The organism is Streptomyces sp. BRA346, from assembly GCF_052851135.1.
This window is the reverse complement of sequence record NZ_JAIWIH010000002.1, coordinates 93,865-110,219: the sequence shown is the minus strand read 5'-3', so window position 1 is coordinate 110,219 and position 16,355 is coordinate 93,865. Positions and strand designations below refer to the sequence as shown.

The following is a 16,355-nucleotide window of genomic DNA, read 5'->3' as shown; positions in this document are numbered from 1 at the left end:
CGTGGCGCCAGCTCAGGCCTTGCTGCCGATTCCGGTCAGCGCCCGTACTTCCATCTCCGCCTGCTTCTCGGGGTCCGCGGGGTCCTTGCTCAGGACCGTGCCGAGGAATCCGCAGAGGAAGGAGAGCGGGATCGACACGATGCCGGGGTTGGTGAGCGGGAACCAGTGGAAGTCGACATCCTTGAAGATGGCCGTCGAACTACCCGAGGTCGCGGGCGAGAAGAGGATCAGGATGAGCCCCGACCCCAGACCGCCGTAGATGCTCCACAGCGTCCCCGTCGTGTTGAACCGCTTCCAGTACAGGGTGTAGAGGATGGTCGACAGATTGGCGGACGCGGCGAGCGCCAGGGCCAGCGACACCAGGAAGGCCACGTTCTGGCCGTTGGTGACGATGCCTCCGATGATGGCCAGGAAGCCGACCGCGATGGCCGTCAGACGGGCCACCCGGACCTCGGACCGGGCGTCGGCCTTCCCCTCCCTGATCACATTGGCGTACACGTCGTGCGCGAACGACGCCGACGCGGTCAGGGTCAGACCGGCCACCACCGCGAGGATCGTCGCGAAGGCCACCGCGGCGACGACGCCCAGGAGCACCGCACCGCCGACCTTGAACGCGAGCAGCGGTGCCGCCGAGTTCTCGCCTCCGGGGGCCTCCAGGATCGCGTCCGGGCCGACCATCGCGGCGGCGCCGTAGCCGACGACCAGGATCCCCAGGTAGAACAGGAACATCGACCAGGAGCACCACACCACCGACCGGCGCGCCTCCTTGGCGTTCGGCACGGTGTAGAAGCGCATCAGCACGTGCGGCAGGCTGGAGATGCCGAGGACCAGCGCCAGGGACAGCGAGACGAAGTCGAGCTTGTCCATCGCGCCGTCGCCGTACCAGCCGCCCGGTTCGAGCAGGCTCTGCCCCAGCGGGCTGCCCGCCGCCGCCTGGTCGAGGATCGCGGAGAAGCTGAATCCGAACTTGCCGATGATGAAGACGCTCATGAAGGTCACGCAGGTCAGGAGCAGACCGGCCTTGATGATCTGCACCCAGGTGGTGCCCTTCATACCGCCCACCAGGACGTAGAAGACCATCACGAGGCCGACGCCGGTGATGACGAGGGCCTGCCCGCCCTTGCTGTGCACATTGAGCAGGAGGGCGATCAGCCCGCCCGCGCCGGCCATCTGGGCGAGCATGTAGAAGAACGTGATCACCAGGGTGGCGTTGGCCGCCGCCGCGCGCACCGGGCGCTGCTTCATCCGGTAGGCCATCACGTCGCCCACGGTGAACCGGCCGGTGTTGCGCAGCCGTTCGCCGACGAGCAGGAGGGCGACCAGCCAGGCGACGAGCCATCCCACGGAGTAGAGGAAGCCGTCGTAGCCGTGGACGGCGATCGCCCCGGAGATCCCGAGGAAGGAGGCCGCGGAGAGGAAGTCGCCGGAGAGGGCGATGCCGTTCTGGACGCCGCTGAAGGCGCTGCCCGCGGCGTAGTAGTCGGCCGCCGTCTGGTTCCTCGTGGTGGCCTTGTAGACGATGAACAGCGTAATCAGGACGAAAACGACGAATACGCTGACGTTGATGAGCGGGCTGCCGGTCGTCTCCTCAGCCGCGATCTGCACTGTCATTCCTTGTCGGCCCCTGCCAACTCGCGCACCTTGTCCACCTGCGGGTCGATTTTCTTGCCGGCGAAGCCCCGGTACAGCAGGACGATCGTGATCGTCGACACGAACTGCAACAGGCCGAAGACGGTCCCCATATTGACCGAGCCGAACACCTTACGGCTCATGAAGCCATGACCATACGCCGAGAGCAGCGCGAACGTCATGTACCAGCAGAAGAAGAGCGCGCTCATGGGGAAGACAAACCGGCGCAGCCTCTTGCGAAGCCGGTCGAATTCCGGACTCTGCTGAATTGCGGCGAAGTCGGGCTCACCGTTTTCCGTGCCGCGGTCGGCGAACCCCGGTCCGGTGGCCCGCTCGGATGAAATAGGCGCGGGCGGCCGCACCGCTTTCGTCATGGTCCTCTCCCGGGAGTTTCGGGCAGGAGAATTCGTACGGATCTGCCTGCAATGGATGGTGGGGAGGAGGAGCAACCCGCAGCCCCATGGCGGGGTCAGTGTAGTAAGGCGCCGGATGCCGTCAACGGCCGGGGATACCCGGCGGACCGACCTGACCGGGCTTGTACCGGGACCGCCCGGTCCAGGTGACTCCACGCCACATATGCGACTACACGCTTCTTATGAGTGCCTGTCAGAACCTTTCAGGATGCGCACTTTTCCCGTTCCTTCCTCCTTTCGGACCGTCTGACCTGGTGTCATGCGATGACGGCAACCCCGAGCTTCCGGACTTGCGGATATTTTGTGAACGGGGGATGCATGCAATGTGTTGATGTTGGTGGATCGCCCCATCTATGCGAACGTGTGGGAGGCTGCTCCAGTACGGGACCGGTGAGGAAGTCCCGTCGTTGTTCCCGCTGATCAGGGTGCTCTACACTCGCCACCGCCCGAGACGTCTTCGACGTCTCCAGAAAAATGAGCCTGCGGCAATGGGTTCCCGAGGACGGAGGTAGGTAATCGGTGGGTTTTCTCGACCGCTCTCGCATTATCGCAGGGCCAGGGTGGAATCGATGGCTGATTCCCCCGGCGGCGCTTGCGATTCACTTCTCCATCGGTCAGGCATACGCCTGGAGCGTCTTCAAGACGCCACTGGAGAAAGCCCTTGACATCTCGGGGACCGCCAGCGCACTCCCCTTCCAGATCGCCATTCTCGTCCTCGGCCTCTCCGCCGCCTTCGGTGGCACGCTCGTCGAGCGCAAGGGCCCGCGGTGGGCGATGTTCGTGTCGCTCGTGGCCTTCTCCTCGGGCTTCCTCATCGCCTCGCTCGGCGTTGCCACCAGCCAGTACTGGCTGGTCATCTTCGGATACGGCGTCGTCGGCGGAATCGGCCTCGGCATCGGATACATCTCGCCGGTGTCCACGCTCATGAAGTGGTTCCCGGACCGCCCGGGCATGGCCACCGGAACCGCGATCATGGGCTTCGGCGGTGGCGCGCTGATCGCCTCCCCCTGGTCGTCGCAGATGCTCGAGTCTTTCGGCAGCGACACCGGCGGCATCGCCCGGACCTTCCTGGTCCACGGCCTGGCCTACGCCGCCTTCATGACCCTCGGCGTCCTGCTCGTCCGGGTGCCGGCCGACGGCTGGCGTCCGGCCGGCTGGGTCCCCCGCGAGGAGACCGGGAAGCAGCTCGTCACGACCGCGAACGTGTCGGCGAAGAACGCGGTGAAGACCCCGCAGTTCTGGCTGCTGTGGATCGTGCTGTGCATGAACGTCACTGCGGGCATCGGGATCCTCCAGAAGGCCGCCCCGATGATCCAGGACTTCTTCCAGGACACCGACGCCCCGATCAGCGCGACCGCCGCCGCCGGGTTCGTCGCCCTGCTGTCCCTGGCCAACATGACCGGTCGCTTCGTCTGGTCGTCGGTCTCCGACATGATCGGCAGGAAGAACATCTACCGCCTCTACCTGGGCGCGGGTGCTCTGCTCTACCTGACCATCCTGCTCGGGAAGAACAGCAGCACCGCGCTGTTCGTGGTCGCGGCCATGGTGATCCTGTCGTTCTACGGCGGCGGGTTCGCGACCGTACCGGCCTATCTGAAGGACCTGTTCGGCACCTACCAGGTCGGCGCGATCCACGGTCGGCTGCTGACCGCGTGGTCGGTCGCCGGAGTCGCCGGACCGATCATCGTGGACGCCGTGGCGGACGCCGGGAAGAAGTCCGGGAACAGCGGACCGGGCCTCTACACCGTCTCCTTCTACCTCATGATCGCGCTGCTGGTCGTCGGCTTCATCGCGAACGAGCTGGTGCGCCCGGTGAACCCGAAGTTCCACGAGCCGGAGCCGGTGGCGTCGGATGAGGTGGCGTCGGATGAGCGGGCCACCCAGGACGAAAAGGGCGAAGCCCAAAGCGAGCGGGCCGTCCAGGATGAAAAGAGCGCAACCCGGGACGATCAGGACGAAGCCCGGGACGATCAGGACGAAGAGGACGGAGCCGACGACGTACCGGCTGAGAAGGCCGTCCCGGCCGAGAAGGGCAAGGGGTAACCAATGGCTCACCAAGACGAACCTTCGCAGAGCGCGGCCGTGACGTCGTCGCCCGTCCTGCTGGCCGTGGTGTGGCTGTGGGTGGCCATTCCCTTCGCGTACGGCCTCTATGAGCTCGCCATGACGAGCCGAAAGCTGTTCGAGTAGAGAGAAAGCGCATCGTGATACATCGCTGTGGCCAAGCCGCCCCGGGCGCGGAGCGCGTCTCGTGACCCCGGGGAGGCATGCGGCCGAAGTTGTGCGCGGCCCGGGGCTGTGGGCCACCATCGTGCAATGGCGAAACTGGCGGCTGCCGGTCAAGCTCGGCGCCGTGCTGGTGGTGCCCGCGCTGCTGGCCGTCGCCTTGGGCGTCGTCCAGATCCAACGGGAAGTCGAACGCGCCAACTCGTACGCGGACATGCAGCGGCTGGTCAAGCTGCGCTCCGAGCTGATACCGCTGCTGGGGAACCTCCAGGAGGAGCGCACCATGGCCGCCGAGCAGCTGCGGGGCGTCGGGGGCGCCGACGCGGCCGCGATGCGGCGCCAGGTCCGGTCCACCGACCACGCCCGGACCGTCCTCACCGGCAGCACGAAGCGGGCGCCCGAGCTCGACGGCGCCGCGGAGAACCGCTATCAGGACGCGGTCAAGGCCCTGGGCGGGCTGACCGATCTGCGCGAGCAGGTGGCTTCCGGGAGCATCAGCTCCTGGGCCGCGGTGAACGAGTACCGCACCGCCATCAACAGCCTGCTCGACCTGGACCAGGCCCTGGGCAGCCGGTTCGGCGAACCCAGGCTGTCCGGACCGGCGTCCGCGCTGTACGACCTGGAGGCGGTCCAGGAGGAGGTCCATCTCCAGCATGTGACGCTCCTCGAGGCGATGAAGTCCGGGCAGCCCGGACAGTCCACGGACATGAACCTCGTCCGGGCGCTGGAGGAGTCCGACATCCGCCTCCAGGACAAGCTCGGCGACTTCCGGGCCGTGGCCACCCCCGCCGAGCAGAGCATGTACGAGCGGACGGTCACCGGAAAGCTGGTGAAGCGGCGCGCGGACCTCGTACGCAGCGCGCTGTCCGGGTCACAGGGGGACGGCGCCCAGCAGGGCATCACTCCGCCGCAGGTGTCGACGTCCGAGTGGAACCGCAGCTCGGAAACCACCGTGCAGCGCCTCGGGAAGGTCGAGAAGAAGCTCGCCCAGCAGCTGCGCGTGAACTCCGCCCAGTTGCAGGACCAGACCAGCAACCGGGCCGGTGCGTACTCCGTGGCCCTGCTCGCTGTGCTGCTGCTCGCGGTCTCCATCGGCTTCGCGATCGGCCGGTATCTGCTGCGGTCGCTGACCGTCCTCCGTTCCACCGCGCTCGACGTGGCCGAGCACCGGCTCCCGGCCGCCGTCGACAGCATCCGCGAGGGTGAGAAGGCGGACACCGCGGTCAGTGCCGTGCCCGTGCACACCACGGAGGAGTTCGGGCAGCTCGCCCGGGCCTTCGACGCGGTGCACGGTCAGGCCGTGCGCCTGGCGTCGGAACAGGCCGCGCTGCGCGGCGACCTGAGGGACACCCTGGTCAACCTCTCCCGGCGCAGCCAGACCCTGGTGGACCGCCTGCTGCGCCTGATGGAGCAGCTCGAACGGCACGAAGAGGACCCGGACCAGCTGGGCCACCTCTTCCAGATGGACCACCTGGCGACCCGGATGCGGCGCAACAACGAGAACCTGATGGTTCTCTGCGGCAGCACGCTGGTCCGCACCCACGGTCATCGGGTGCCGCTGGAGGACGTCCTGCGTGCCGCGGTCTCCGAGATCGAGCACTACCAGCGCGCGGAGGTGCAGCCCTCCGCCTCCGTGGAGGTGACCGGCTACGTGGCCGGTGACCTCGCCCGCATCATCGCCGAACTGCTCGACAACGCCACCGCCTTCTCCCCGCCGGAGACCCAGGTGGTCGTCAGCACCACACCGCGCCGCGACGGCTCCGCGCTGATCGAGGTGCGCGACCAGGGCATCGGCATGAGCGGTGCCGACCTGGCCAAGGCGCACCGGCGGCTGGAGGCGACCACCTCCGAAGAGGCCTCGTCCTCCCGTCAGATGGGCCTGTTCGTCGTCGGCCGCCTGGCCAACCGGCACGGCATCTCCGTGAACCTCAGCTCTGACTGGGGTGCGGGCCTGCTCGCCGGTGTGCTCGTCCCGGCCAACCTGGTGACGGGGAACCGGCCCGACGAGGCTCCCCGGGGCAGCCTGCCCCGGCGCTCCGGGCCGTCGCCGACCGCGGCCAAGGCCTTCGAACCGGCGCGGCCGCGGCAGGAGTCGGGCCCCGCGACGGCGGCCCCCGCCGTGCGCGAGTCCCCCAACGGGGCCCGCCCGGCAGTCGCCGCCGACTCCGGCACCCGGACCCCGGGTTGGGGCGGCCCGGAGCGCGCCGAGCGCCCCGACGCCGCCGGAACGGGCTCGGACTCCGCACTGGCGCGGCGGCTGCCGCGCCGGGCACCTGCCGGGACCGACGGCCCTGGTGGGAACGGGAACGGTGCCAACGGCAACGGCGCCAACGGGACCGGCCGCCCCGGCCCGGTCGGCAAGGACGCCCCGGAGGAGTCCCGCAACGGGCCGCCGCCCCTGCCGCCCCGGCCGTCCGCGCAGGACAGGGCACCGGCGGACGGGCCGGGCGCCCAGGACGCCCAGAAGGCCCGCCAGTCCGGGCCCGGCCTGGTGCCGCCGCAGCGGTCCGGCCCGGAGCAGCAGCGCGGCTCCGGAGCGGACCAGCAGGGCGCCCCCCGCTCTCCGTGGTTCCAGCCGCCCGCCTCGGATGCGGACGCGGCGCCGACGTCGGCGGCGGCTCCCCGTCCCCCGTCGACGGGCGCCCGGCCCTCGTCGGCGAGCCCCCGGCCCCAGGGGTCCTCGCGCCTCTTCACGCCGCCCGGTCAGCAGACGGAGCCCGCGCCGGGCCCCGGTGCGGTCCGCGCCGGGGAGAGCGCGACGGACCAGGCGGCCGACCGGCGCCCGGGCGGTCCCGCCGAGCCCTCGGACACCCCGGAGGAGGCCGGCCACACCCAGTCCGGGCTGCCGAAGCGCACGCCGCGTGCGCCCCGGCCCGGTGGACGTGCCGAGCGGACCGGCCCCGGCAAGGCGAAGCCGAGCCAGGACGCGGGCAGCACGCACAGCTTCCTCAGCAACTACCAGTCAGGCATCCGTCGGGCCCGTCCCGACGAGCGATAAGATCTCATCGACGAACGGGCAGGAATCAAGCCATGACCTCACCCCAGCCGCGGGAGGTGAGCCAGTTCGGATGGCTGGTCACCAACTTCACCGAACGTGTTCCCAATGTGGCCCACGCCGTGGTGGTATCAGCCGACGGGATTCTGCTCACCGCCTCCAACCGGCTGGCGGACGACTACGCCGAACACCTCGCCACCGTCGCCGCAGGTGCCATCAGCCTGATCCAGGGCGCCGCACGGTGTCTGGACACCGGTGAGGTGAAGAGCACCGTGATCCAGATGGAGTACGGACATATGCTGCTGATGTCGATCAAGGACGGATCGTGCCTGGTGACACTGGCCGCGCCGGACTGCGAGATCGGTCAGGTGGCCTATGAGATGGCCGTGCTCGTGGACCAGGTCGGCGAGATGCTGACCCCCGAACTGCGCGCGGAGCTCCAGGGATTCAAGCAGACGGCAAGCCACTAGCCCGGATGAGGAGATCATGAGCACCGGTGAAGGCCCTTCCGGGCGGAGAGACCAGGGAGCGGAGGACGAACAGACCTTCGCCGACGTGCTCAACGCGTTCAGTTTCGGCAAGGCACGGCGGCCGCGGAAGAAGTCCGGCTCCGGCTCCGGGCCGGAGTCCGCGGCCCGCGACCAGCCGGAGGAGGCGCCGCCCTCGGCTCCCCCGGAGCCGTACGCGTACCCACCCCAGCAGGACGAGCAGTACGCCGCGTGGGAGGGCGGACACGAGCAGCAGCAACAGGGCGGCTCGCCCTCCTTCGTGCGCGCCTATACGTGGACGGGTGGCCGCACCAGGTCCCAGCATCACTTCGAGCTGGAGACCCTGGTGACGACCACCGATCTGGGGCACCAGTCCGCCGCCTTCACGCACGCGGACCACGTTCCCGTGATCGCGCTGTGCCAGGAGCCGACGTCGGTGGCGGAGGTGTCGGCACGGCTCGCGGTGCCGCTGGGGGTGGCCAGGGTGCTCCTCGGCGACATGGCGGACCGCGGGCTGATCGTCGTCCACGAGACCGGGACCGAGGAGGGCGAGGCCCCCAGCGTCGCGCTGATGGAGCGGGTGCTGACCGGACTCCGGCGGCTCTAGGGGGTGTCTCGCCGCCCCGGGCCGTCGCCCCGGTGCGCCAGGTCGTAGGGGCGCGGGTAGGCGGTGGGCCGGTAGTCGGTGTACCGGGCCTCGGCCCCCGGATCCTCCGTCTTCGCCGCGGAGTTGAGGGCGTCCGGCGCGGTGTCCCAGCGGCCGGTGGCCAGACGTCCTTCCAGCGCGTGTACGGCGGCGAGTGTCTCGCCGGTGGTGAAGGTGCAGTGGCCCGGCCCGTCGACGTACGCCTGGCGCAGCAGCCCCGCGGATCCGCCGGCGGTGGCGGCCCGCCGGTAGGCGCTCTCGGCCTGCACGGGGATCAGCCCGTCGCCGGTGGTGTGGATGTTCAGCTGCGGATCGGTCAGCCGGCCGGTGAAGGCGCTGGTGTGCCGCATCCAGGCCACGGCTTGAGGATCGGCGCTGGTACGGGGAGCGCGATTGAGCGCCGCGAGGTCGTCGCGCAGCGTCAGCCCCGCCTCCTTGTACAGCTCGGTCACCTCCTTGTACACCGAGGAGTGGCGCAGCATCGCCGCATAGTCGACGCCCGTGTTCCAGGACGGGTTGCCGCCCGCGCGGGACTCGGCCTCCTGCCGCCAGGAGAACGCGGCGGTCTGGAGCAGTCCGGCGACGGCCGCGTACTGGTTCTTCTGCTGTCCGGCCCAGTCGGCGGGGCCGGGCTTCGGCTGTGACGGGTCGTTGTGGCCGGGGATGTTGTGCAGGGCGGCGGCGAGCGCGATGCGGGCCCGGCCCTGCGGGGTCTGCTGGGCCGCGGTCAGCTTCCCGGTGAGGGCACTCGCGGCGCCCTTGGCCTCCGCCTGGTCGGCGAAGCCGGTGAGGCGGATGCCGGAGTCCGGCGCGAGGAGGGTCTTCAGCGCGAAGACGGGGTCGAGGGTGCTGTTCCAGTTGGCGACACCGCCCTGGACGAGGCCGCACATCGACAGCGATCCGTCGATCCGGTCGGGGTGCCGTTCGGCGATGGCGGTGGTGACGAACCCGCCGTACGACTGGCCCCAGGCGAGGGTCTGCCGGGCCGTGCCGAACCGCTGCGTGAACAGGTCCAGCGTGGCCAGCTGGTCGGGCACCGCGTCCGCCACGGCCCAGCCGGTCGTGGCGTACGAGGAGCCGACGAGCGCGTACCCCTGGTCCAGAAGCCGGGAGCGGGCCGCCGAACTCGGCGCGTTCTGGGCGGGGTTGGGGCTGCCCTGCGGGCTGTAGCCGTGGCTGAACAGCAGCACGGTGCCGTTCCACCGCGCGGGCATGTCCATCATGTACGCGGCCCCGGACGCCAGGTGGCCTTCCAGGTGTTCGCCCTCGGCGCTCGCGGCCTGCGCGGGCAGGGCGGTGACGGCGAGCACGGCGGTCGCGGCGAGGGCGAGGGCGCGGGGCTTCACTGGCGGACTCCTTCGGCGGCGGGAACATCGGCGGAAGTGGCGGCGGGGTCGAGGGTGTCGGCGTGGGTCTCGCGCAGCCGCCACACGGTTAGGGCGGTGATGGCCGCGCCGCCGCACAGCAGCAGCGAGAGCGGGGTGCTGCCACCGCCGTAGGCCGCCAGCAGACTGCTCGCGATCATCGGCGAGAAACCGGCCCCGATCAGGGTCGCGAGCTGATAGCCGAGGGAGGCGCCGGTGTAGCGGACCCGGGTACCGAACATCTCGCTGAGCAGGGCCCCGAGCGGTCCGTACATGGTGGACTGGGCCACGCCGTGGCCCAGCGCCAGCGCCAGGATCAGCAGCCCGGGCGAACCGGAGTCGACCAGCGCCAGGACGGGGAAGGCCAGCGCGGCGGACGCGACGGCCCCGGCGAGCACGACCGGGCGGCGGCCCACCCGGTCGGACAGCGCGGAGGCGGCGGGCAGCGCGAAGAGGGCCACGGCGGAGGCGACCGTCACGGCGGTGAGCACCTGCGGCCGGGTGTACCCGTGGCGGACGGCGTAGGAGATCATGAAGCTGGTCAGCAGCGCCTGTGCCGTGAACGCGCCGATGCCGACGCACCCGGCGAGCAGCAGCGGCCGGGGGCGGCGCAGCACCTCGGCGAGCGGGGGCCTGTCCTGCGGCCGCGTGTCCTGTGCCCGGGCCTCCGTGAAGAGCGGGCTCTCGGCCACGCGCAGCCGTACGAACAGCCCGACGGCGAGCAGCGCCACGCTCAGCAGGAACGGCACCCGCCATCCCCAGGTGCGGAACTCGTCGTCCGGCAGGGTCGAGACGATCGTGACCACGCCCGCGGAGAGCATCGACCCGAGCGGGGCGCCGAGCTGGGTGAAGCTCGACCACAGGCCGCGGCGGCGCCGGGCGCCTCCGGCGCGTTCGGCGTGCTCGACGACCATGAGCATGGCGCCGCCCCACTCACCGCCGATCGCGAGGCCCTGCACGACGCGCAGGGCGACCAGCAGCACCGGCGCCCAGACGCCGATCGCGTCGTAGGTCGGGAGCAGCCCGATGAGGAAGCTACAGGTGCCCATCAGGACCATCGTGAGCAGCAGCATCGACTTGCGGCCGAGCCGGTCGCCGAAGTGTCCGAAGACGATGCCGCCGAGCGGCCGCGCCAGGTATCCGGCGGCGAAGGTGCCGAACGCGGCGATGGTGCCGACCGCGGGGTCGGCCTCGGGGAAGAACAGCTCGCCGAAGACGAGCGCGGCGACCGTGCCGTACACGAGGAAGTCGTAGAACTCGACCGCGGTGCCGAGCAGGCCGGACAGCGCGACGCGGCGCAGCTGCCGGGAATCCGGGGGCGGCGGGGGAACGGGGACGGGGGCTGGCTGCACGGGGAGCTCCCTGGTGCCGTCGGGGGTGGCATCGAGGCGGTGCCGGTATTCCCGCGAAGGTAGGCAGTTTCCCGACTGCGGTCAATGTTCTGCACAACATTTGTCCGCGACGGACAGCCTCAGGGACACAGCCCCCTGTGGGGGCGCGGAGGGGGCTGGGGTCGTCTAGCGCACCGGCACGAGGTCGAGCAGGCGCTCCGCCGCGACCCGCGCGCCCGGCGTGAGGCGCTCATGGACCGCGCGGAACGTCTTCTCGGCCTGCTCGGCAGGCCAGTCGTCGGGCAGGTGCTTGACCGGGAGCCGTGGGTCCTGCCGGATGATCCGCAGCCACTCGGTGGACAGCCGCAACCGCGCCACCAGCGCTTCCTCGGCCCCGGTGGACGCGTGCTCCTGGGGCTGCCAGCGGCGTACGAACTCCTCGTACCGCCCGGCCAGCGCGGGCAGCTCCCAGGTCTCCTCGATCATCGCGCCGATGTCCATGCCCGCGTCGGCGTGGGCGCGGAACACCTTCACGTGCGCGGCCAGGCCCAGCTCGTTGAGGATCGGGGCCATCTCCACCTCGCCCTGCGCGATCCACAGCCCGCTGAACAGCGGACCGAAGCCGCTCCAGGTGAGCTGCGAGCGGAGGTCGTGGCGCTGGCGCTGCCAGGACTCGGGCAGGGAGAAGCCGAGCAGGGTCCAGGTGCCGTCCCAGGTCCGGTTGACGGCGCCGGTCTGCCAGATGCGGCCCTCGCCGTCCCGCAGTACCGCCTCCGAGCGATCGGTGAGCCCGAAGTACATGCGCCGCCCCTCGCGCTGCCGCCGCAGCAGACCGCGCCCGACCATGCGGGTGAGCGTCGAGCGGGTCGCGTGTTCGCCGACACCGGCGCGGCCGAAGAGGTCGATGACGCTCCCCGAGTACACGCACACGTCCCGGCCCAGCACCCAGTCCCCCAGGAAGGTGAGCATCAGCGACTGGGGCCGGGGGGCGGCATCAGCAGTGGTCACGCAGCCCACGGTACGCGCACTCCCTCGGATCACGCTGTCGTGGCTGCCGGCGGGAACCGGGCGCACCCCCCTCCCCGGGCACCTCCGTCTCCCGGACCGACAAGGCCCGCCCGGCCCGGGGCGCGGGCGAACACGGTTGCCCCGCCCGCGACTTGGGCAGCCTCATTGTGCGCATTGGTCGACGAAACGGACAACAGGAGCAATGGACGCGACAGCACACGTTCGTATCGAGCCCGCCCCGGCCGACCTCCACGGAGGCGAGGGAGCGGCCCTCAGAGCGGCAGGGCCGGTTGCCACGGTGGCGCTCCCCGGTGGCGTGGTGGCCAAGGCGGTGACCACGCGGGAGGCGGGGCTGCGGGTGCTGACCGACCCGCGGTTCGCCAAGGACATCCAGCACTGGGAGGCGTACCGGCACGGCCGGATCCCCGCGGACTGGCCGCTGCTGTTCATCGTGGAGGGCAAGGGACTGCTCACCACCGACGGCGACACCCACCGCCGTCTGCGGCGGCCCGTCCAGCGCGCCATCTCACCGCGCCGGGTGGAGGCCCTGCGCCCGCGGGTCGAGGACGTCACCCGCCGTCTGCTGGCCGGTCTGGCCCACGCCCCGGCCGGGCAGGAGACCGATCTGCTGCGCCACTTCGCCCTGCCGCTGCCGCTGGACGTCATCTGCCTGCTGCTCGGCGTGCCCGACGGGGGGACGCTGTGCGACGAACTGCACGAGCTGTCGATGGCGGCGATGAACTCCGAGGCGAGCGTCGAGGAGATCACGGGCACCGTGGGGCGGCGCTTTCCCGCCACCCTGATGTCGCTGATCGAGCGGAAGCGCGCCCGGGGCGACCGGGACGACCTCACCATGGACCTGGTGACCGCGCTGGACGCCGGGGAACTCACCGAGGCCGAGGTCATCGGCAACCTGGTGATCACCGTCATCGGCGGGCACGAGACCACGGTCAATCTGATCTGCCACGCCGTCAGGGGCCTGCTGACGCACCCCGGCACACTGGCCGCCGCGCGCGCCCGGCAGGAGGCGGGCGACGATCCGTGGCCGGATGTCGTGGAGGAGGCCCTGCGCTGGGAGTCCCCCGCCCGCCATGTGATGTTCCGCTACGCCCTGGAGGACGTCGAGGTCGAGGGCGAGGTCATCCGCGCGGGGGAAGCGGTGTTCGTCCCGCTCGCGGCCATCCAGCGCTGCCCCCACGCGTTTCCCGAGCCGGACCGGTTCGACCCCGGGCGCTATGCGTCCGGCCGTGCCGCCGGTCACCTCGCCTTCGGGGCCGGTGCCCACCGCTGCCCGGGCGCGCCGCTGGCGCGGCTGGAGGCGGAGATCGCGCTGCGGCGGCTGTTCGAGGCGTACCCCGAGATCGCCCTCGCGGACCGGCCCGTCGCCCGGGTCCCGTCCCTGGGCATCAACGGCTTCAAGGAACTGCCGGTCGTCCTGCGCCCCTGAACCGGCAGGGCTCGATGCGGGGAACGGCCGACGGCCCCGGTCCCAGGGGGTGTCTTGCCGGTCATGCCGGGCTCCCGACGCCGCTGTGACATCAGCCGCTGCCGCGGCGGGCGGCACTGCGCTCTCCTCACGCGGGTTGCGATGCTCCCCCAGCTACCGCTGGGAGGTGCCCCCTGACGCCGCTCGCTGATCCGGCCTGACCGACAAGACACCCCCTCGGGGGAAGGAACCGGGGCCGTCGGTTCGCCCGCGCCGGTGGGCGCGGGAGTCACCGCGAGCAGATCACTCCTGCTCCATCGCCAGCACCAGCTTGCCGGTGGTGCGGCCGCTTTCGAGACGGCGGTGGGCCTCGGTGGCGTCGCGCAGCGGCAGCACCTGGCCGACGTCCACGCGCAGTTCGCCGTCGAGGACGGCGCCGACGGCCTGCCGCAGCACGGCGGACACGGCCTCGGGACGCTCGCCGCTCAGCGCGCCGAGGTTGAAGCCGAGCACGCCCTTGCCGCTGAACCACAGCTCGTTCGCGCTGAACGGGACGTCGTCCGCACCCGAGGCGTTGCCCATGGCGACCAGGCGCCCGCCCTGCGCCAGCGCGTCGAGGCTCGCCCGGCGGGCCGCGCCGCCGACCGGGTCGACGGCCACGTCGAAGCCCCGTCCGTCGGTGAGACCGGCCACGGCGCCGGGGAGGTCGTCGCGCAGGACGACCTTGTCGTAGCCGAAGGCGGTCGCGGCCTCGATCTTGTCCGGCGAGCCCACCGTGCCCACGACCTGGCCCGCGCCCAGCAGCCGGGCCACCTGGCCGAGCTGGCTGCCCGCGCCCCCGGCCGCGGCGTGCACCAGCACCCGCTCGCCCTTGCGCAGCCGGGCCACCTCGCCCAGGACCAGCCACGCCGTGGTGCTGTTGGAGGGAACGGCGGCCATCAGCGCCCGGTCGGCGTCGTCCGGCAGCGGGGCGACCAGGTGGGCGTCGGTCACCGCGACAGCGCCGTAGCCGCCGCCCATGGTCATGGTCAGGGCCGTGACCGGCTGGCCCACCCGCAGCCCGCTCACCCCGTCGCCGAGGGCGCGGATCCGCCCCGCGGCCTCGATGCCGGGTACGTACGGCAGCGGGACGTCCACCGCGCCCTGCCGGAACAGGATCTCGGCGTAGTTCACCCCGGCGTGGGTCACGTCGATGGCGACCTGGCCGGGGCCGGGCACCGGCTCCTCGGCCTCGGTGTACTCCAGCACCTCGGCTCCGCCGAAGCGGGGGATGGTCACAGCGCGCATGGCAGGTCACTCCTCAAAAGCAACAGGGAAAACGAACAAGAGGAAATGCAAGAGGTATTCAGGTAGCGACGGGCTCGGTGTCGCGCTCGCCCTCCGGCGCCGCGGCGACGGGCTTCGCCGCCCTCGACCGCAGCAACAGCGCCGTGACGGCGGCGGACACCAGGCACAGCCCGGCGAAAATCCACAGCGTGAGGTGGAGTGCCTCGGGGAAGCGCGGGCCGGACAGCCGTCCTCCGGTACGGGCGGCCAGGACGGCACCGACGACGGCGATGCCCAGCGTCTCCGCGGTCAGCTTCGCGGTGTTGAAGGTGCCCGCGGCGGCCCCGGCGTGTTCGGCGGGGACGGCGTCGACCGCCAGTCCGTCGAGCAGCCCCTGCGCGACGGCCACGCCGACGCCCGTCACCACCAGGGCCGGGAGCAGCGAGGACCCCGTCGCCAGCCAGGCCGACCCGGCGGCCACCAGCACCAGCGAGGCCACCACCTGCACCGAGCCGGGGATCCAGCGGACCAGCGCCCCGCAGATCAGCGGGATGAACAGGACCGGGCCGGTGAGCGCCACCATGGACAGTCCGGCCTCGCCGGTGCTCATGCCCGCGACGGCGTGGAAGTAGGCGGGCAGATAGGTGAGCAGCGGGCCGAACAGCCCGACCACGGCGACCACGGCCAGGCAGAGGCCGAGGAAGCGGCCGGTGCCGAAGAGCCGGAAGTCGAGCAGCGGTTCGGCGACCCGTCGCTCGACGGCCACGAACGCCCCGGACAGTGCCACCGAGGCGATGAGCGAGCCTGCCACCGCGGCGCTGCCCCAACCCAGTTCGGGGCCCTCGACCAGAGCGAAGATGAGCAGCAGCAGGGCCAGGGTGAACAGCGTGCCGCCCGCCCGGTCCAGCTGGCCGCGCGCGGTGGCGGGCCGGGAGGCCGGGAGGGAGCGGTAGAAGGCGACGCAGCCCAGGCCGATGACGCCGGGCAGGGCGAACGCGGACCGCCAGCCCCAGCTGTCCACCAGCAGCCCGGCCAGCGTCGGCCCGAAGGCCAGGCCGATGCCGATCGTGGTGCCGAACAGGCCGAACACCTTGGACCGGGCCTGGCCCGTGAAGGCCTCGGCGAGCACCGCGCTGGCGCCCGTGGTGGTCGCGGCCGCGCCGATCCCGGAGATCAGCCGCGCCACGTCCAGCACCACGATGTCCTGGGCGACGGCGCTGATCAGCGCGCACACCGCGAAGAGGGCCACACCGGACACGAAGACCCGGCGGCGGCCGAGCCGGTCCGCGAGGGCACCGGTGATCAGCATGAATCCGGCGAAGGTGGCGCTGTACGCGTTGACCACCCACTGGGTGGCGGCCAGGCTCGCGTCGAGCTGCTCACTGATGTCGGTGAGCGCCACCGAAGCGCCGGTCAGGGTGAAGGGAACGAGAAAGACCGCCACCAGTGGCAGCAGCAGCGTCCCGGCGCGACGCATCATCACATCCAATTCGCGATGGGGGGTGGGGCACGTACCTGAGACACGGGGCTCACCCCGTGTACCCACCACTGTGTCCGCTTCCG

General features: G+C 71.3%; 13 protein-coding genes. 6 read left to right on the top strand and 7 right to left on the bottom strand.

Annotation, left to right across the window (positions count from 1 at the left end):
* Positions 1-12: 12 nt before the first annotated feature.
* Both LCH29_RS02195 and LCH29_RS02190 read right to left on the bottom strand, forming a co-directional pair.
* Entirely contained in the window at positions 13-1,611 is a 1,599-nt protein-coding gene (locus tag LCH29_RS02195) for a solute symporter family protein (protein WP_446459955.1), read from the bottom strand.
* Positions 1,608-2,003 (bottom strand): DUF485 domain-containing protein, encoded by a 396-nt coding sequence (locus LCH29_RS02190; protein ID WP_446459954.1) that lies wholly within the window; start codon positions 2,001-2,003, stop codon positions 1,608-1,610. The genes LCH29_RS02195 and LCH29_RS02190 overlap by 4 nt, the downstream gene beginning before the upstream one ends.
* 558 nt (positions 2,004-2,561) lie before the next feature.
* On the opposite strand from LCH29_RS02190, the gene LCH29_RS02185 reads away from it, so the two are divergent.
* The 5 genes from LCH29_RS02185 to LCH29_RS02165 all read left to right on the top strand — a co-directional run bounded on the left by LCH29_RS02185 (position 2,562) and on the right by LCH29_RS02165 (position 8,358).
* On the top strand, positions 2,562-4,085 hold the full coding sequence (locus LCH29_RS02185; RefSeq protein WP_446459953.1) for an L-lactate MFS transporter: 1,524 nt from the start codon (positions 2,562-2,564) through the stop codon (positions 4,083-4,085).
* Positions 4,086-4,088: 3 nt separating this feature from the next.
* Positions 4,089-4,232, top strand: a complete 144-nt coding sequence (locus tag LCH29_RS02180; protein WP_446459952.1) for an MFS transporter small subunit — start codon at positions 4,089-4,091, stop codon at positions 4,230-4,232.
* 61 nt (positions 4,233-4,293) lie between these two features.
* Positions 4,294-7,266 (top strand): nitrate- and nitrite sensing domain-containing protein, encoded by a 2,973-nt coding sequence (locus LCH29_RS02175; RefSeq protein WP_446459951.1) that lies wholly within the window; start codon positions 4,294-4,296, stop codon positions 7,264-7,266.
* A 32-nt stretch (positions 7,267-7,298) separates the two neighbouring features.
* Positions 7,299-7,733 (top strand): roadblock/LC7 domain-containing protein, encoded by a 435-nt coding sequence (locus tag LCH29_RS02170; RefSeq protein ID WP_446459950.1) that lies wholly within the window; start codon positions 7,299-7,301, stop codon positions 7,731-7,733.
* Positions 7,734-7,749: 16 nt separating this feature from the next.
* Complete coding sequence (locus LCH29_RS02165) at positions 7,750-8,358, top strand: DUF742 domain-containing protein (RefSeq protein ID WP_446459949.1); 609 nt, start codon at positions 7,750-7,752, stop codon at positions 8,356-8,358.
* Here the strand turns inward: LCH29_RS02165 and LCH29_RS02160 are convergent.
* The 3 genes from LCH29_RS02160 to LCH29_RS02150 all read right to left on the bottom strand — a co-directional run bounded on the left by LCH29_RS02160 (position 8,355) and on the right by LCH29_RS02150 (position 12,061).
* The gene (locus LCH29_RS02160; RefSeq protein WP_446459948.1) at positions 8,355-9,743 is read right to left on the bottom strand and encodes an alpha/beta hydrolase family protein; all 1,389 of its coding nucleotides are present in this window, start codon (positions 9,741-9,743) and stop codon (positions 8,355-8,357) included. The two genes, LCH29_RS02165 and LCH29_RS02160, sit on opposite strands and share 4 nt — an antisense overlap.
* Entirely contained in the window at positions 9,740-11,113 is a 1,374-nt protein-coding gene (locus LCH29_RS02155; RefSeq protein WP_446459947.1) for an MFS transporter, read from the bottom strand. Before LCH29_RS02155 ends, LCH29_RS02160 begins: the two co-directional genes overlap by 4 nt.
* A gap of 165 nt (positions 11,114-11,278) precedes the next feature.
* Positions 11,279-12,061, bottom strand: a complete 783-nt coding sequence (locus LCH29_RS02150) for a PaaX family transcriptional regulator (RefSeq protein ID WP_446460275.1) — start codon at positions 12,059-12,061, stop codon at positions 11,279-11,281.
* 241 nt (positions 12,062-12,302) lie between these two features.
* On the opposite strand from LCH29_RS02150, the gene LCH29_RS02145 reads away from it, so the two are divergent.
* The gene (locus tag LCH29_RS02145; protein WP_446459946.1) at positions 12,303-13,547 is read left to right on the top strand and encodes a cytochrome P450 family protein; all 1,245 of its coding nucleotides are present in this window, start codon (positions 12,303-12,305) and stop codon (positions 13,545-13,547) included.
* 282 nt (positions 13,548-13,829) lie between these two features.
* Here the strand turns inward: LCH29_RS02145 and LCH29_RS02140 are convergent, their stop codons facing one another.
* Positions 13,830-14,813 carry a quinone oxidoreductase family protein gene (locus tag LCH29_RS02140; protein WP_123100491.1) on the bottom strand — a complete coding sequence of 328 codons (984 nt, stop codon included), beginning with the start codon at positions 14,811-14,813 and terminating at the stop codon, positions 13,830-13,832.
* 58 nt (positions 14,814-14,871) lie between these two features.
* Complete coding sequence (locus tag LCH29_RS02135; RefSeq protein ID WP_446459945.1) at positions 14,872-16,272, bottom strand: MFS transporter; 1,401 nt, start codon at positions 16,270-16,272, stop codon at positions 14,872-14,874.
* Positions 16,273-16,355: the final 83 nt, after the last annotated feature.